This is a genomic window from Micromonospora sp. DT31 (assembly GCF_049841795.1).
Taxonomy (GTDB): Bacteria; Actinomycetota; Actinomycetes; order Mycobacteriales; family Micromonosporaceae; genus Micromonospora.
Genome location: NZ_JBNCKZ010000008.1, coordinates 146498 through 160157, shown reverse-complemented (window position 1 = coordinate 160157; position 13660 = coordinate 146498). Strand labels below are relative to the sequence as shown.

17 protein-coding genes are annotated in these 13660 nt (G+C 72.9%); 8 read left to right on the top strand and 9 right to left on the bottom strand.

Going from position 1 to position 13660, the window contains the following annotated elements; all coding sequences use genetic code 11:
* Positions 1-81 precede the first annotated feature (81 nt).
* Positions 82-1524 carry an alpha-amylase gene (locus ACLQ2X_RS16170; protein ID WP_425681843.1) on the top strand — a complete coding sequence of 481 codons (1443 nt, stop codon included), beginning with the start codon at positions 82-84 and terminating at the stop codon, positions 1522-1524.
* 211 nt (positions 1525-1735) lie between these two features.
* Here ACLQ2X_RS16170 and ACLQ2X_RS16165 read toward each other — a convergent pair whose 3' ends face one another.
* From ACLQ2X_RS16165 to ACLQ2X_RS16145, 5 genes are all read right to left on the bottom strand, one after another.
* Positions 1736-1876, bottom strand: a complete 141-nt coding sequence (locus ACLQ2X_RS16165; protein ID WP_425681842.1) for a hypothetical protein — start codon at positions 1874-1876, stop codon at positions 1736-1738.
* 192 nt (positions 1877-2068) lie between these two features.
* Positions 2069-2689 (bottom strand): response regulator, encoded by a 621-nt coding sequence (locus ACLQ2X_RS16160; RefSeq protein ID WP_425681841.1) that lies wholly within the window; start codon positions 2687-2689, stop codon positions 2069-2071.
* On the bottom strand, positions 2686-3837 hold the full coding sequence (locus ACLQ2X_RS16155) for a sensor histidine kinase (RefSeq protein ID WP_425681840.1): 1152 nt from the start codon (positions 3835-3837) through the stop codon (positions 2686-2688). Before ACLQ2X_RS16155 ends, ACLQ2X_RS16160 begins: the two co-directional genes overlap by 4 nt.
* A gap of 17 nt (positions 3838-3854) precedes the next feature.
* Positions 3855-4655, bottom strand: coding sequence for an ABC transporter permease (locus tag ACLQ2X_RS16150; protein WP_425681839.1), 801 nt, complete (start codon positions 4653-4655; stop codon positions 3855-3857).
* Positions 4652-5560 carry an ABC transporter ATP-binding protein gene (locus ACLQ2X_RS16145; RefSeq protein WP_425681838.1) on the bottom strand — a complete coding sequence of 303 codons (909 nt, stop codon included), beginning with the start codon at positions 5558-5560 and terminating at the stop codon, positions 4652-4654. The genes ACLQ2X_RS16150 and ACLQ2X_RS16145 overlap by 4 nt, the downstream gene beginning before the upstream one ends.
* Before the next feature lie 192 nt (positions 5561-5752).
* Here ACLQ2X_RS16145 and ACLQ2X_RS16140 point away from each other — a divergent pair, with 192 nt between their 5' ends.
* Positions 5753-5962, top strand: coding sequence for a type II toxin-antitoxin system VapB family antitoxin (locus tag ACLQ2X_RS16140; RefSeq protein ID WP_425681837.1), 210 nt, complete (start codon positions 5753-5755; stop codon positions 5960-5962).
* Complete coding sequence (locus ACLQ2X_RS16135; protein WP_425681836.1) at positions 5959-6378, top strand: PIN domain nuclease; 420 nt, start codon at positions 5959-5961, stop codon at positions 6376-6378. Before ACLQ2X_RS16140 ends, ACLQ2X_RS16135 begins: the two co-directional genes overlap by 4 nt.
* Before the next feature lie 65 nt (positions 6379-6443).
* Here the strand turns inward: ACLQ2X_RS16135 and ACLQ2X_RS16130 are convergent, their stop codons facing one another.
* Positions 6444-6935, bottom strand: coding sequence for a DUF1648 domain-containing protein (locus tag ACLQ2X_RS16130; RefSeq protein WP_425681835.1), 492 nt, complete (start codon positions 6933-6935; stop codon positions 6444-6446).
* A gap of 97 nt (positions 6936-7032) precedes the next feature.
* On the opposite strand from ACLQ2X_RS16130, the gene ACLQ2X_RS16125 reads away from it, so the two are divergent.
* Entirely contained in the window at positions 7033-8172 is a 1140-nt protein-coding gene (locus ACLQ2X_RS16125) for a site-2 protease family protein (RefSeq protein WP_425681834.1), read from the top strand.
* Between the two features lies 1 nt (position 8173).
* On the opposite strand, the gene ACLQ2X_RS16120 is transcribed toward ACLQ2X_RS16125, so the two are convergent.
* Positions 8174-9400 carry an FAD-binding protein gene (locus tag ACLQ2X_RS16120; protein WP_425681833.1) on the bottom strand — a complete coding sequence of 409 codons (1227 nt, stop codon included), beginning with the start codon at positions 9398-9400 and terminating at the stop codon, positions 8174-8176.
* Between the two features lie 67 nt (positions 9401-9467).
* Here ACLQ2X_RS16120 and ACLQ2X_RS16115 point away from each other — a divergent pair, with 67 nt between their 5' ends.
* On the top strand, positions 9468-9842 hold the full coding sequence (locus tag ACLQ2X_RS16115; protein WP_425681832.1) for a hypothetical protein: 375 nt from the start codon (positions 9468-9470) through the stop codon (positions 9840-9842).
* Positions 9843-9906: 64 nt separating this feature from the next.
* Here ACLQ2X_RS16115 and ACLQ2X_RS16110 read toward each other — a convergent pair whose 3' ends face one another.
* On the bottom strand, positions 9907-10836 hold the full coding sequence (locus ACLQ2X_RS16110) for an LLM class F420-dependent oxidoreductase (protein WP_425681831.1): 930 nt from the start codon (positions 10834-10836) through the stop codon (positions 9907-9909).
* An 87-nt stretch (positions 10837-10923) separates the two neighbouring features.
* Between ACLQ2X_RS16110 and ACLQ2X_RS16105 the strand changes: the two genes are divergently transcribed.
* Positions 10924-11232 carry an ArsR/SmtB family transcription factor gene (locus ACLQ2X_RS16105; RefSeq protein WP_425681830.1) on the top strand — a complete coding sequence of 103 codons (309 nt, stop codon included), beginning with the start codon at positions 10924-10926 and terminating at the stop codon, positions 11230-11232.
* 3 nt (positions 11233-11235) lie between these two features.
* Positions 11236-11766, top strand: coding sequence for an SRPBCC family protein (locus tag ACLQ2X_RS16100; protein ID WP_425681829.1), 531 nt, complete (start codon positions 11236-11238; stop codon positions 11764-11766).
* 3 nt (positions 11767-11769) lie between these two features.
* On the opposite strand, the gene ACLQ2X_RS16095 is transcribed toward ACLQ2X_RS16100, so the two are convergent.
* On the bottom strand, positions 11770-12975 hold the full coding sequence (locus ACLQ2X_RS16095) for an FAD-dependent monooxygenase (protein WP_425681828.1): 1206 nt from the start codon (positions 12973-12975) through the stop codon (positions 11770-11772).
* 71 nt (positions 12976-13046) lie between these two features.
* On the opposite strand from ACLQ2X_RS16095, the gene ACLQ2X_RS16090 reads away from it, so the two are divergent.
* On the top strand, positions 13047-13628 hold the full coding sequence (locus ACLQ2X_RS16090) for a TetR/AcrR family transcriptional regulator (RefSeq protein ID WP_425681827.1): 582 nt from the start codon (positions 13047-13049) through the stop codon (positions 13626-13628).
* Positions 13629-13660 lie beyond the last annotated feature (32 nt).

Genomic DNA, 13660 nt, shown 5'->3' with positions numbered 1-13660 from the left:
CTTGCTGCAAAATTTCAGTACCGGTTGCAAGAAGCCGGCGCTGACGCCTCCCCCGGCTCCCCCACCCCCGCAGGAGTCCCGATGCACCGAACCCGAAGCCGCGCGGCGGCCCTGGCCCTGTGCCTGGCCGCGAGCCTGCTCGCCCCGACCACGACAGCAACCCCCGCCGCCGCGGCCACCCCCGGCGCCAAGAAGGTCATCGTCCAGCTCTTCGAGTGGAACTGGACGTCGGTGGCCAACGAGTGCACCAGCACGCTCGGCCCCAACGGATACGGCTACGTGCAGGTGTCCCCGCCCCAGGAGCACGTCAACAGCAGCCCGTGGTGGGTCTCCTACCAGCCGGTCAGCTACCGGATCGAGTCCCGCAAGGGCACCCGCGCGCAATTCCAGTCCATGGTGAACACCTGCCACGCCGCCGGCGTCAAGGTGCTCGTCGACGCCGTGGTCAACCACATGTCCGGGCAGGAGAACGGCGGCACCGGCTGGGCCGGCACCTCGTACGGCCACTACACCTACCCGGGTGTCTACTCCGCACAGGACTTCCACTACTGCGGACGCAACGGCAACAACGACATCGCCAACTACCGGGACCGGTACGAGGTGCAGAACTGCGAACTGGTCAACCTCGCCGACCTGAAGACCGAGTCGGACTACGTACGCGGTCGGCTCGCCACGTACCTCAACGACCTGCTCTCCCTGGGCGTCGACGGGTTCCGGCTGGACGGCAGCAAGCACATGCCGGCCGCCGACATCGCGGCGATCAAGAGTCGGCTGTCCCGCTCGACGTACCTGGTGCAGGAGGTCATCTACGGCGCCGGCGAACCGGTCCAGCCCGCCGAGTACACCGGCAACGGCGACGTGCACGAGTTCCGGTACGGCAAGGACCTGGCCCGGATGTTCACCAGCGAGCGTCTGGCGTACCTGAGGAACTTCGGCGAGTCCTGGGGCTACCTGCCCGGCGGCTCGGCGGTGGTCTTCACCGACAACCACGACACCCAGCGCGAGGGCGGTGTGCTCACCTACCGCGACCGGGGCACGTACGCCCTGGCGAACGCGTTCATGCTGGCCTGGCCGTACGGAACCCCGGCGGTGATGTCCAGCTTCACCTTCGGCAACCGCGACCAGGGCCCGCCCGCCGACGGCGGCAACCGGATCACGAACACCACCTGCTACTCCGGCTGGGAGTGCGAGCACCGCTGGCCGGTCATCGCCAACATGGTCGGCTTCCGCAACGCCACCGAGGGCGCCGGGGTCGCCAACTGGTACGACAACGGCTCCCAGCACATCGCGTTCAGCCGCACCGGCAAGGGTTACCTGACGGTCAACGACGAGGACAGCGCGGTGACCGGGCGGTCGTACCAGACCGGGCTGCCGGCGGGCCGCTACTGCGACGTCATCCACGGCACCTACCGCAACGGCTCGTGCAGCGGGCCGGTGATCACGGTGGACTCCGCGGGCTGGTTCGCCGCCACGGTCAACGCGCACGACGCGATCGCCATCCACGTGGGCGCGAAGCTGAGCTGACCCCGGGTGCGCCCGGTCCCCCCGCCGGGCGCGCCGCCCCGGTTCCGGCACCGCGCCGGACGTCCCAGGGCCGTCGATCGCCGGCCGGGGACGCCCGGTCGGCTAGAGTCGCTTTCGTGCTGTTCGACCGGTTTTTCGCGCCGTGGACCCCCGCCCGACTGCTGGCCGCGCTCGGCGTACCGCTGCTGCTCGCCGCCGCGCTGCTGACCGGTCACGCGCTCACCGGCGGCCCGGCGGCCGCACCGCCGACCGGCGGATCCGACGCCACCGCGCCCGACGCCGGGCAGTCGCCGTCGCCTGTGGAGTCGGTGCCGCCCGCCGCGCCCGCACCCGCCGACCTACCGGTGGTCACCTACGACCCGGCGCCGCCCGGCTTCCCGCCCGACCCCGCCCCGGCCGACCTCCGCCCGCTGGGCGAAGGGCTGCGTCCGGACCGCGACGTCGTCGCGTACGACGCCCCCGGCGGCCGACCGCTGGCATTCCTCGCCCTGGCCGAGCTGGAACCCGGCACCGGCTTCGTGGTCGTCGACCGCCTACCGGCCCCTCAACCCAGCAGCCAGCCGTTGGCCTCGGCGACCCGGACGGCGTCGGCGCGGTTGCGGGCGCCGGTCTTGCCGATGGCCGACGACAGGTGGTTGCGGACCGTGCCCTCGGACAGGTGCAGCGTCGCCGCCAACTCGGCCACCGTGCCGCCGCCCCGCGCCGAACGCAGCACCTCGGTCTCCCGGCCGGTGAGCGGGCTCGACCCGGTGGCAAGCGTCTCGGCGGCCAGCGTCGGGTCGACCACCCGCAGTCCGGCGTGCACCCGGCGGACCGCGTCGGCGAGTTGCCGGGCCGGGGTGTCCTTGACCACGAAGCCGTTCGCGCCGGCCTCCATCGCCCGCCGCAGGTAGCCGGGTCGGCCGAAAGTGGTCACCACAAGCACCCGGCAGGTGGGCAGCGCGGCCCGCAGCGCGGCGGTGGCGGCCACCCCGTCCAGGCCGGGCATCTCCACGTCGAGCAGCGCCACGTCGGGGCGGGTGCGCAACGCCTCCGGCACCACCTCGTCACCCCGGCTCACCTCCGCCACCACGGTCAGGTCCGGCTCCAGCGACAGCAACGCCGCCAGCGCACCCCGGACCAGCGCCTGGTCGTCGGCGAGCAGCAGTCGGATCGGATCGGTCACCCGCGTACCCTCCCGTCCTTCTCCGGCGCGGGCAACGCGACCCGCAGCAGGAAGCCGCGCCCGTCGTCGGGCCGCGCCACGGTCACCGTCGCGTCCAGCCGGCGGGCCCGCTCACGCAGCCCGACCAGGCCGTGCCCGACCGACGTCGGCTCGTCGGCCGGGCCCCGACCGTCGTCGCACACCTCCACCGCCGTCGGATCGACCCGGACCGCACAGCGCCGCGCGCCGCTGTGCCGCACCACGTTCGTCACCCCTTCGCGCACCGCCCAGCCGAACAGCTCGTCCCGGTCCGGGGACAGCGGCGGCGTCGTCTGCGGCAGCGCCGCGACGATGCCCGCGGCGGCCAGCGCCGACCGGGCACCGGCCAGCTCGGCGGCCAGGTCCACCCCCCGGTACGCGCCGACGGTGCCCCGCACGTCGGCGAGCGCCTCCCGGGCCAGCCGCTCCACGTCGGCGATCTCGGTGGCGGCGCGCGCCGGGTCCAACTCCAGCAGCCGCCCGGCCAACTCCGCCTTGACCGCCACCACGGTCAGCGAGTGCCCGAGGATGTCGTGCAGGTCCCGGGCGGCACGGACGCGTTCCTCGGCCACCGCCAGCCGCCGGATCTCCTGCTGCGCCGCCTGGAGTTCGCCGTTGCGCTGGGCCAGCCGGCTCACCCCGAACATGGCGAACGAGGCGAGCAGCACCGCGAACACGACAATGCTCTCCGACTCCCAGCCCGGCACGGGGCGCGAGGCCACCGGCGGGGTGGCGGCGGACAGCGCCACCACGACCAGCGCCTCCACCGGCGGGAGCAGGAACACCCCGGCGGTGGCCACGAAGACCAGTGTGGTCAGCCAGTCGCCGGCGGTGCCCGGGATGCCGGCCAGCCCGAGGACGAGCAGCACCGCGACCAGCAGCCGTGCCCGGCCGCGCGGGATCGGCAGGTTGCGCTGCTTGCGGGCGCGGGCCCACTGGAAGATCAGCACGTACGCCGCGGCGAACACGACGAGCGCGCCGACCCCGACTGCCCGCCGCCAGAGCTGCGGCTGGTGCATCGCGGTGGTGAACGGGATGTTGAGGAAGAACAACCAGACCGCCGAGAGCAGCCAGCCGGTGAACCGCCAGTGGCGGGTGACCCGCGCGACCGGGCCGGGCGGCGACGTCACGCGCCACACGCTAGCGGTCAGACCCGGGTGGTGTCGCGGCGGAACAGGCGGACCGCGCCGAAGCTGAACAGGGCGGTCCAGCCGGTCACGTTGCCGACGGCCACCCAGTTCACCCCGGCACCGGTCAGGGGCGCGCGGGCCAACTCGCCGACGCCGTACACCGGGGTCACCTCGGCGATCCGCCGCAGCGCCTCGGGCAGCAGTTCCAGCGGAACGAACAGGCCGCCGAGCATGGCCAGGATGGCCAGCGCCGGGCCCAGGAACTGCATGACGTTCTCAGCCGGGGCGAGGTAGCCGACGAACAGGCCGAACGCGGCGAAGACAAGCGCGCCGATCCAGGCGGTCAGGCCGGACTCCACCCACACGTGCGCCGGCAGCCGGACGCCGGACACGGCGCCGACGGTGAACTCCACCAGGACGCCGAACAGGCCGAGCACCATGGCGGTGGCCACCTTTGTCGCCACGTACGCGGCGGGGCGCAGCGGGGTCAGGCGGAGTTGACGACTCCAGCCCAGCGCGCGTTCGGTGGCGACGGCGGCACCGGCGCTGGTGGTGGCGACCATCGCCGCGTACACGCCCAGGCTGATCATGATCCAGCCGGTGACGGGCAGCCCGTTGTCCAGCTTGTCGCCACGGTTGGGCAACCCGAACAGCAGGAAGAAGACCGCCGGCATGATCAGGATGAACATCAGCGTGCGGCGGTTGCGCAGCACCCGACGGATCTCGATGGCGAGCACCGGGAGACAGAAGCCGCCGAGGGCGGGGGGTCGGCGGTCGACCGCGCCCGACGTGGTGGTGGACGAGGTCGTGGTGGTCATGGCTGACTCCCGGGTCGGGCGGAGGCGGTCAGGGCGAGGAACGCGTCCTCGAGGTTGTGTGAGGTGATCTCCAGGTCGCGGGCGTCGGTCCGGGTCATCAGATACCGGGCCACCACATCGGAGTCCCCGCTGTGCACCAGGACCACGTCGCCGCGTACCTCGACCGACCGGACCCCGGGCAGCGCGGCGAGCGCGGCCTCGTCGGCGCCGGGCAGGGTCGCGCGCACCACCCGACCGGCGGCCAGGTTCTTGATCTCGGCGGTGGTGCCGTCGGCGACCACGCGCCCCTGCCGCAGCAGCACGATGCGGTCCGCGTACGCGTCTGCCTCGTCCAGGTAGTGGGTGGCGAACAGGACGGTCCGGCCGGCGCGGGCGTCGGCGCGGATCGCCTGCCAGAAACTGCGGCGGCCCTCCACGTCCAGGCCGGTGGTCGGCTCGTCGAGCACCATCAGGTCCGGGTCGGGCAGCAGCGCCAGCGCGAACCGCAGCCGCTGCTGCTGGCCGCCCGAGCACTTGCCCACCGTACGGTCGGCGATACCGGCGATGCCGGCGCGTTCCAGCACCGAGTCGACCGGGCTGGTGTGGCCGTAGAAGTGCGCGGTCATCCGTACCGTCTCGGCAACGGTGAGATCCTTGAGCAGGCCGCCGCTCTGCATCACCGCGGCGACCCGACCGCGCTGGACGGCGGCGGCCGGGGCGCCACCGAACAGCCGGGCCGTGCCGGCGTCGGGGCGGGCCAGCCCGAGCAGCATGTCCACCGTGGTGGTCTTGCCGGCGCCGTTGGGGCCGAGGAAGGCCACCACCTCACCGGGGGCGATCCGCAGGTTGAGCCCGTTGACGGCGGTCACCGGGCCGAACGTCTTGGTGAGCCCGGCCAGTTCGACGGCCGGTGCGGTGTCGGTCATACCCACGATGCTCCGGCGTGGCGTGTCCGGTTCCCCGGAGCGGCCGTCACCTTGCGCCCGTGACATTTGTCAGGCCGCAGTGACGACCACCCGGCCGGGCCGCTGACCCGCCTGAGCAAACGCGCGGATATATCAAGAAGCGGCGGACTTGATATCATCGACTCGTTCGAGCGGTCGGCCGAGGAGGCGCACATGTCCCGAACCATTCTTGATGTGGACGACGAGCTGCTGGCCGAGGCCGCCGAGATCCTCGGCACGGGCACCAAGAAGGCCACCGTCAACGCCGCGCTTCAGGCAGTGGTCAACCGGGAGAAGCGGCGGGAGTTCGCCGACTGGCTCAAGAGCGGCGGCCTGCCGGACCTCACCGACCCGGAGCAGGCGAATAAGCCCGAAGCCGCATGACGCGGGAGCGCTACCTCCTCGACAAGTCGGCGCTGGCCCGATGGCCGCAGCCCGCCGTGGCGCCGGTCCTGGACGAGTTGTCCGATCGTGGCCTGCTGGCGGTTTGTGGCGCCATCGAGATCGAGGTCGTGCACAGCGCCCGCTCGGCCAAGGACGCGAAGCGCGCTCGATGGCTGCTTCGCGGTTTCGATTGGCTCGCCATGCCGGACGACATCTGGGATCGCGCGATCGACGTACAGGTACAGGCACTGCACAAGGGCAACCACCGGGCCCTCTCGATGGCCGACCTGCTGATCGCCGCCACGGCCGAACGGCATGGCGTGACGGTTCTGCACTACGACGACGACTTCGACCTGATAACAGCGATCACGGGCCAGCCGACGACGTGGGTGGCCCCGGCCGGCACCGCCGACTGACCGGCGGGCCGGCTCCGGTCCTCATTCCCACGAGTAGGAGCCATGCCACGCCTCGTCCGGAAGCGCTAAGGACGGTCGACGCGGTAACGGCCAGTGAGCAGCCAGCCGGTCCAGCCCGCGAGGTAGGCGAGATAGCCGGCCAACAGCACGACGACCCACCAGGACAACTCGTCTCGCCCGGTGACGGCGACCTCGGTGACGAACCCGAAAACCCCGGCGATCAGCACGAGGGTTGCCGCGCCCACCTGGTACATGTCGTCGGCCAGCATGCGACGCAGGCGCTCCTCGTTCTCGGGCGCCCTCCAGAACTCCGCGTGCCGAACGTTGACGAGGTCCAGGTTGATCCGCCCGGCGATCCAGGCGCAGCCGGCGAACAGCGCGACCATGGACAACCCGATCGCTGCGGCCATGGCCACACCGGCCCACTTGGACCCGTACGAGTCAGCGCCCAACCCGAAGCCGAAATGCAGCGGAACCCGCTCGGGCCAGAACAACGCGCAGCACACCACCGCTACCGCGTAGAGGCCCGCCGCAGCGGTGAAAGCTCGTCGGCTCATCCGACCAACCTATCTTGATCTTTAGACCCTCCTTCCCGGGCAGGTGCTGCGCCCAGGGTGCTGGTGTGGGGGTGCGTGTGCCGGGTATGAGGCAGACATGAGGGCGAGTTTCCGGCTCGGCCGGGTCGCGGGCGTACCTGTCGGCGTCAACTGGAGTGTCCTGGTCATCTTCGTGCTGATCGCGTGGGCACTGTCGGGCAGCCTGTTCCCCGCCTCGTACCCCGGGCACTCCCCCGTCGCCTACGTGGCGGCCGGCCTGTCCGCCGCGGTGGTCTTCTTCCTGGGCCTGCTCGCCCACGAGGTCGCGCACGCGGTGGTGGCCAGGCGCAACGGCATCGAGGTCGAGGGGATCACGCTCTGGCTGTTCGGCGGTGTCGCCGAGTTGAAGGGCGAGGCGAAGAACCCGGGCGCGGAGTTGCGGATCTCCGGCGTCGGGCCGCTGGTCAGCCTGATCATCGGGCTGGTCTTCGCCGCGATCGCGGTGGTGGTGGCGGTCGTCTACGGCGACGGGCTGCTGCTCGGCGCGCTGTCCTGGTTGGCCGGCATCAACGTGCTGCTGGCGGTCTTCAACGTGCTGCCCGCCGCCCCGCTGGACGGCGGCCGGTTGCTGCGCGCGGCGGTGTGGAAGGCCACCGGCGACCGCACGAAGGCGACAGTGGTGGCGGCCCGGGCCGGCTGGGTGCTGGGCGTCCTGCTGATCGGCCTGGGGCTGTGGCGGTTCCTGACCGGCGCCGGCTTCGGCGGGCTCTGGCTGGCGCTCATCGGCTGGTTCCTGATCGGTGCGGCCGGTCAGGAGGAGCGCGCGGCCCGGATGGGCGACGCGCTGCGCGGCGTCCGGGTCGGCGACGTGATGACCCCGCAACCGCAGACTGCGTCCGGGGAGCTGACCGTGGCCGACTTCGTCGACCACTACCTGTTCGCGTACCGGCACTCGGCGTTGCCGCTGACCGTGGACGGGCGGCCGGTGGGCCTGGTCACCCTGGCCCGGGTACGCGGCATCGCGGCCGACCGCCGCGCGTCGACCACGCTGGCCGAGGTGTCCTGCAAAGCCGACGAGCTGGTGCTGGCCCGCCCGGAGGAGCAGCTCACCGACCTGCTCCCCCGCCTCAACGAGTGCACCGACGGCCGGGCGCTGGTGGTGGTCGACGACCAGTTGGTCGGCATCGTCTCGCCCAGCGACATCAGTCGTGCGGTGCAGCGCGGCAGCCTGCGTCAGGAGATGCCCGCCGGGCGGTGAGTCAGTCGCGCGGGAAACAGCGGTCCAGCTCCGTGGTGCGGAACTTCCCCGCCGGGTCGAACTCGCGCAGCAGCGCCCGGAAGTCCCCGTGCCGCGGGTACGCGTCGGCCGGGTCGCGGTCGAACAGCTTGCCCCAGTGCGGGCGCGGGGCGTACGGGGCGAGCCGCCGTTCCACCTCGGTGAGCACGGGCGCCACCGCCACCGGGTCACCGATCCAGGTGAAGTGCAGCGCCAGCGAGTCGCGCCGGAAGTTCGGGCTCAGCCACAGCTCGTCGGCGGCGATCGTCCGCAGCTCGCAGATCTGGAGTACGGCGGCGATCCGCTCGGCGACCGGGTCGAGGGCGGCGAGTGCCGCGCTCGCGTCGGCCCGGGCGACGTGCCACTCGGACTGCAACTCGTCGCCGCTGCTCGGGGTGAAGCCGAGCCGGAAGTGCGGCAGCCGCTCGTGCCACGGCCCGGGCTCGCCGAGTTGGGCGGTGCAGTGCTCCGGCGACATCCCGGGCACCGGGTGCCGGGGTGCGTCGGCGGCCACGGTGTCCAGCCAGTCGGCCGGCGGGGGCGCGTCGTCGGCGTGCTGTTTCACCCACACCTGGTCGAGGCGTTCGCCGCGCCAGCCGGTGAAGACGCTGACGCTGTACGCGGCGTCGAGCGCCTCGTCCAGCGCCGCGCGGGGCAGTCCGAGGCGGACGTGCTGCCGGACCGCGTACGTGGGCACCACATCGAGGGTGAGCCGGGTGACCACGCCAAGCGCGCCGAGGTTGACCACCAGCCCGGCGAACCTCGGGTCGCTCCGGTCGACGGTGAGCAGGTCGCCGTCGGCGGTCACCAGGTCCAGCGCCGCGACGGCGGTGGCCAGGTTGCCGTTGCGCGGGCCGGAGCCGTGGGTGGCGGTGGCGACCGACCCGGCCACCGAGATGTGCGGCAGCGAGGCGAGGTTCGCCAGCGCGTACCCCCGGGCGTGCAGCGCGGTGGCCAGGTCGCCGTAGCGCACGCCGGCGGCGACCGTGACGGTGCCGCGGTCGGGGTCGAGCGCGACGGTGGGCGGCAGACCGTCGAGCGCGATCTGGGTGCCTGTGGTGTCGCCGAGCCGGTTGAACGAGTGGCCGGTGCCGACGGCCCGGACCCGGTCGACCCCGGCGACGAGCCGGCGCAGCTCGTCGGTGGAGGTCGGCGCCGTTCGGGTACGGGCGGACCAGTGGACGTTGCCGGCCCAGTTGGTGTCGGTCATGCGCTGCATCATGCGCCATCGCGCGCCGGCAGGGTTGCCCCGGCCGTACAGCGGGAATCCAGGACGGATGAGCAGCTATCGCGACCCGAGCCTCCGCGGCGACGTGTACCCGTCGGAGGAGGAGATCGACCCGACCGGGGTGGGCACGGACCCGACCGGGGCGCACAGGGCCATGACCGCGCCGGTGCCGGCGCCACCGATGCCGGAACCCGAGCCGGACCCGCTGCCCCGTCCGGGTCCGCCGCCGCGGACGGGGCAGGGGCGGTCGATCGTGACCCGGCACGTGGACGGCTCCGTGGAGGTGGTGACCGACCTCGACGGCGACGGTGTGGCCGACGTGGTGCAGGTCGACCTGGACGGCGACGGCGTGCCGGACGTGACCTACCTGGACAGCGACCGGGACGGCCGGCTGGACACCGTACGCCGGGCGACCGCGCGCTGACGGTCGCAGGCAGCATCCCCGCACCGCCGCGTCCCCGCACCGCCGCGCCTCTTCCCGTCGGCGCTCAGAGCTGCGGCATCACCTCGGCGGCGACCAGTTCCAGGTGGTCCAGGTCGGCCAGGTCGAGCACCTGGAGGTAGATCCGGCCGCTGCCGGCCCCGGCGTACCGGCCGAGCGTGTCGACCACCTCGGCGGGCGTGCCGGCGGCACCGTTCGCGCGCAGCTCGGCCGGCTCGCGGCCGATCGCCTCGGCCCGCCGGGCCACCTCGGCGTCGTCGCGTCCGCAGCAGAGCACCAACGCGTTGGACCAGATCATCGTGGACGGGTCCCGGTCGATCTCGGCGCAGGCCTCCCGCACGCGCTGGAACTGCGCCGTCGTGTCCTCGACCGACACGAACGGCAGGTTGAACTCGTCGGCGTACCGGGCGGCCAGGCGAGGGGTGCGCTTCGGACCCTTGCCGCCGAGCAGGATGGGCGGGTGGGGCCGCTGCACCGGCTTGGGCAACGCGGGTGAGTCGCTGACCGGGTAGTAGGCGCCGGGGAAGTCGAACGTCGACCCGGCCGGGGTGGACCAGAGCCCGGTAATGACCGCGAGCTGCTCCTCCAACCGGTCGAACCGCTCCCCCAGCGGCGGGAACGGAATGCCGTACGCGGCGTGCTCCTCGGCGTACCAGCCGGCGCCGATGCCCAGCTCCACCCGGCCGCCGCTCATCTGGTCGACCTGGGCCACGGTGATCGCCAGCGGACCGGGCAGCCGGAACGTGGCGGCGCTCATCAGCGTGCCGAGGCGGATCCGGGTGGTGTCGCGGGCCAGGCCGGCGAGCGTCGTCCAGGCGTCCGTCGGGCCGGGGTCACCGCTCACCGAGCCCATCTTCAGATAGTGGTCGGAGCGGAAGAACGCGGCGAAGCCGGTCTCCTCCGCGCGGCGCGCCACGGCGAGCAACTGGTCGTAGGTGGCCCCCTGCTGGGGTTCGGTGAAGATCCGCAGTTCCATCCCCCGAGCATATGAAGCCGACCCCGCGCCGGCAGCACGACCCTTCATTCCTTGACAGTCATATAACTGGCGCGGCATATTGCCAGGATGACCGCCGATGCCTTCGCCGTCCTGGCCGAGCCCTCCCGCCGCCGCATCCTCGACCGGCTGCGTCGGGCGGAGAGCAGCGTCGGCGACCTGGTGGACGGGCTGGGCATGAGCCAGCCGGCGGTCTCCAAGCACCTGCGGGTGCTGCGCGACGCCGGTCTGGTCACCTGCCGCACGGCGGCCCAGCGGCGGATCTACCGGGTCGAGGCCCGACCGCTGCGGGCCGTCGACGACTGGCTCGGGCCCTACCGCTCGATGTGGACCGCGCATCTCGACGCCCTGGAACGCCATCTCGACAGTCAGGAGTGACCGATGGACCGCGACAGTTACCGTGCCGGCCCGCTCGCCCACGTGGAACTGGAAGCCGCGAACGACCGCTGGGATCTGGTCTTCGTCCGGGACCTGCGGCACCCGCCGGAGAAGGTGTGGGTCGCACTGACCGACCCCGACCAGCTCGCCGGGTGGGCGCCGTTCCTGGCCGACCGCGACCTGGGCCGCCCCGGTGACGCCGTACTCAGCACCGTCGACGGCGACCGGACCCACCCGGCACCGGCCCGGGTGCTGCGCGCCGACCGGCCGCGCCTGCTGGAGTACACCTGGGGCGAGGGCCTGCTCCGCTGGGAGCTGACCGCGACCGGTGAGGGCACCACGCTCACCCTGCGGCACCGGGTCGAGCGGGCCGATCTCGCCCCGATGATGGCCGCCGGCTGGCACCTCTGCCTGGACGTCGCCGGTCACCTGCTCGACGGCGAGCCGATCGGCCCGATTCGGGGCGCGGAAGCCAAGAACTTCGGCTGGGAGGAGCTGCGCGACGCGTACGCCGAGCGCCTGAATCGCCGGTGAGCCTCAGGCGGCGGGGGCCGGTGCCTCCGGCAGCGTGATCGAGGTGGCCGCGCGCCGGATCGGCTCGGCCACCCGGCCGACCATCCGCTGCCGTCCCGGCAGGTGCGGCAGAAGGCGCAGCGTCAGCGTCTGGAACCGGATCTGCGCGGCCGAGCCGAGCACCATCCCCCTCAGGTTGCGCTCGGCCAGCGCCTGGTTCGCCGCGACGAACGGCCGCATCCGGCGCTCGTACGCGGCGAATGCGACGGCCGGGCGCCCACCCGCCTCCGCCAGCGCGGCCGCAAGCACGTACGCGCCGACCAGGCCCAGACTGGTCCCCTGGCCGGACGCCGGGGACGCGGCGTACGCGGCGTCGCCGACCAGGCCGACCCGACCGGCCGACCAGCTCTCCATCCGGACCTGGCTCATCTCGTCGAGGTAGAGGTCCGGCGCGTCCGGCAGCGCGGCGAGCAGACCGGGCACCCGCCAGGCGGCCCCGGCGAAGGCCCGACCCAGCAGCGCGCGTTGCGCTTCGAGGTCGCCATGGCCGGGCGCGTCGGGTGGCGAGCGGAAGAGGAAGAGCGCCCGGGCGTCGGGCGCGCCCGCGGTCCGGTAGACGCCGACGGTCCGACCGGGCGCAGGGTGCAGCAGCTCGACCCGTTCCTCGCCGAACCCGGCGGGCACGGTGCAGATGGCGATGTGGTGTCCCAACGGACGCAGGTAGGCCGACGCCGGGCCGAAGGCGAGTCGCCGTACCGTCGAGTGCAGGCCGTCCGCGCCGATCACCAGGTCGAAGCGGCGGCGCGCGCCCCGCGCGAACGTCACGTCCACCCCGTCGGCGACGGGGTGCAGCGCGGTGACCGAGTCGTCGAAGCGGTGCTCCACGCCCTCGGTCGCGACCCGCAGGAGCCGGGTGAGGTCACCGCGCATGATCTCGATGTCGCCGCCCGTCCGGCCGCCGAAGAGGGCGGCGTCCATGGTGGCGAGTTGACGGCCCCGCCGGTCGAGGAAGCGGGCCAGGCGCATGCCGGTGTCGTGCGACCGCACCGCCCCGGCCAGGCCCATCCGGTCCAGGACGGTCAGGGCGGCGCCCCGCACGTCCACCTTGTAGCCGCCGTCGCGGGGGGCCGCGACGCATTCCACCACGGTCGGCCGGAAGCCGAGGCGACGCAACCACCAGGCGAGGGCGGAACCGGCGACACCGGCACCGGAGATCAGCACATCGGTCATGACGACGACGGTACAAGCGTGTAAGACATATGTGCAAGACGTAAGTGCAAGAGCTGGGTACGATGCCGGTCATGGGAAATCGGGAGGACCTGCTCGCCGGCGCGAAGCGTTGCCTGATGGAGAAGGGCTACAGCGCCACCACCGCCCGGGACGTGGCCACGGAGGCCGGCACCAGCCTGGCCGCGATCGGCTACCACTTCCGCACCACACGAGCACTCCTCGATGAGGCGCTGTTCGAGGCGATGGCCGAGTGGGGCGAGGAACTGGACCGGGCGCTCGCCCAGGACGCCGACTCGGACGCCAGCGCGGAGCAGCGGTTCGAGCTGGCCTGGGAGCGGATCATCGAGTCCTTCGCCCGGCTGCGTCCACTCTGGGCGGTCCAGTTCGAGCTGATCGCCCGGATGGACCGCTCCCCCGAGTTGCGCGAGGCGTTCGCCGCGGCCAACCGCCGGGCGCGCCTCGGTCTGGCCGAGGTGTTCCACCGGCTCGATCCGGGCGCGGGCGAAACCGAAGCACTCGCCGTCGGCACGTTCCACCAGGCGTTGCTCGGCGGCGTGGCCGCCCAGTGGCTGGTCGACCCGGACGCCGCCCCCTCGGCGAAGGAGCTGACCCGCGCGCTGCGGACCGTCGCCCGGGAACTGGGTTCGGGCTGACGACCCCGCTCGTGCGGGCCGCCCACCCCCGT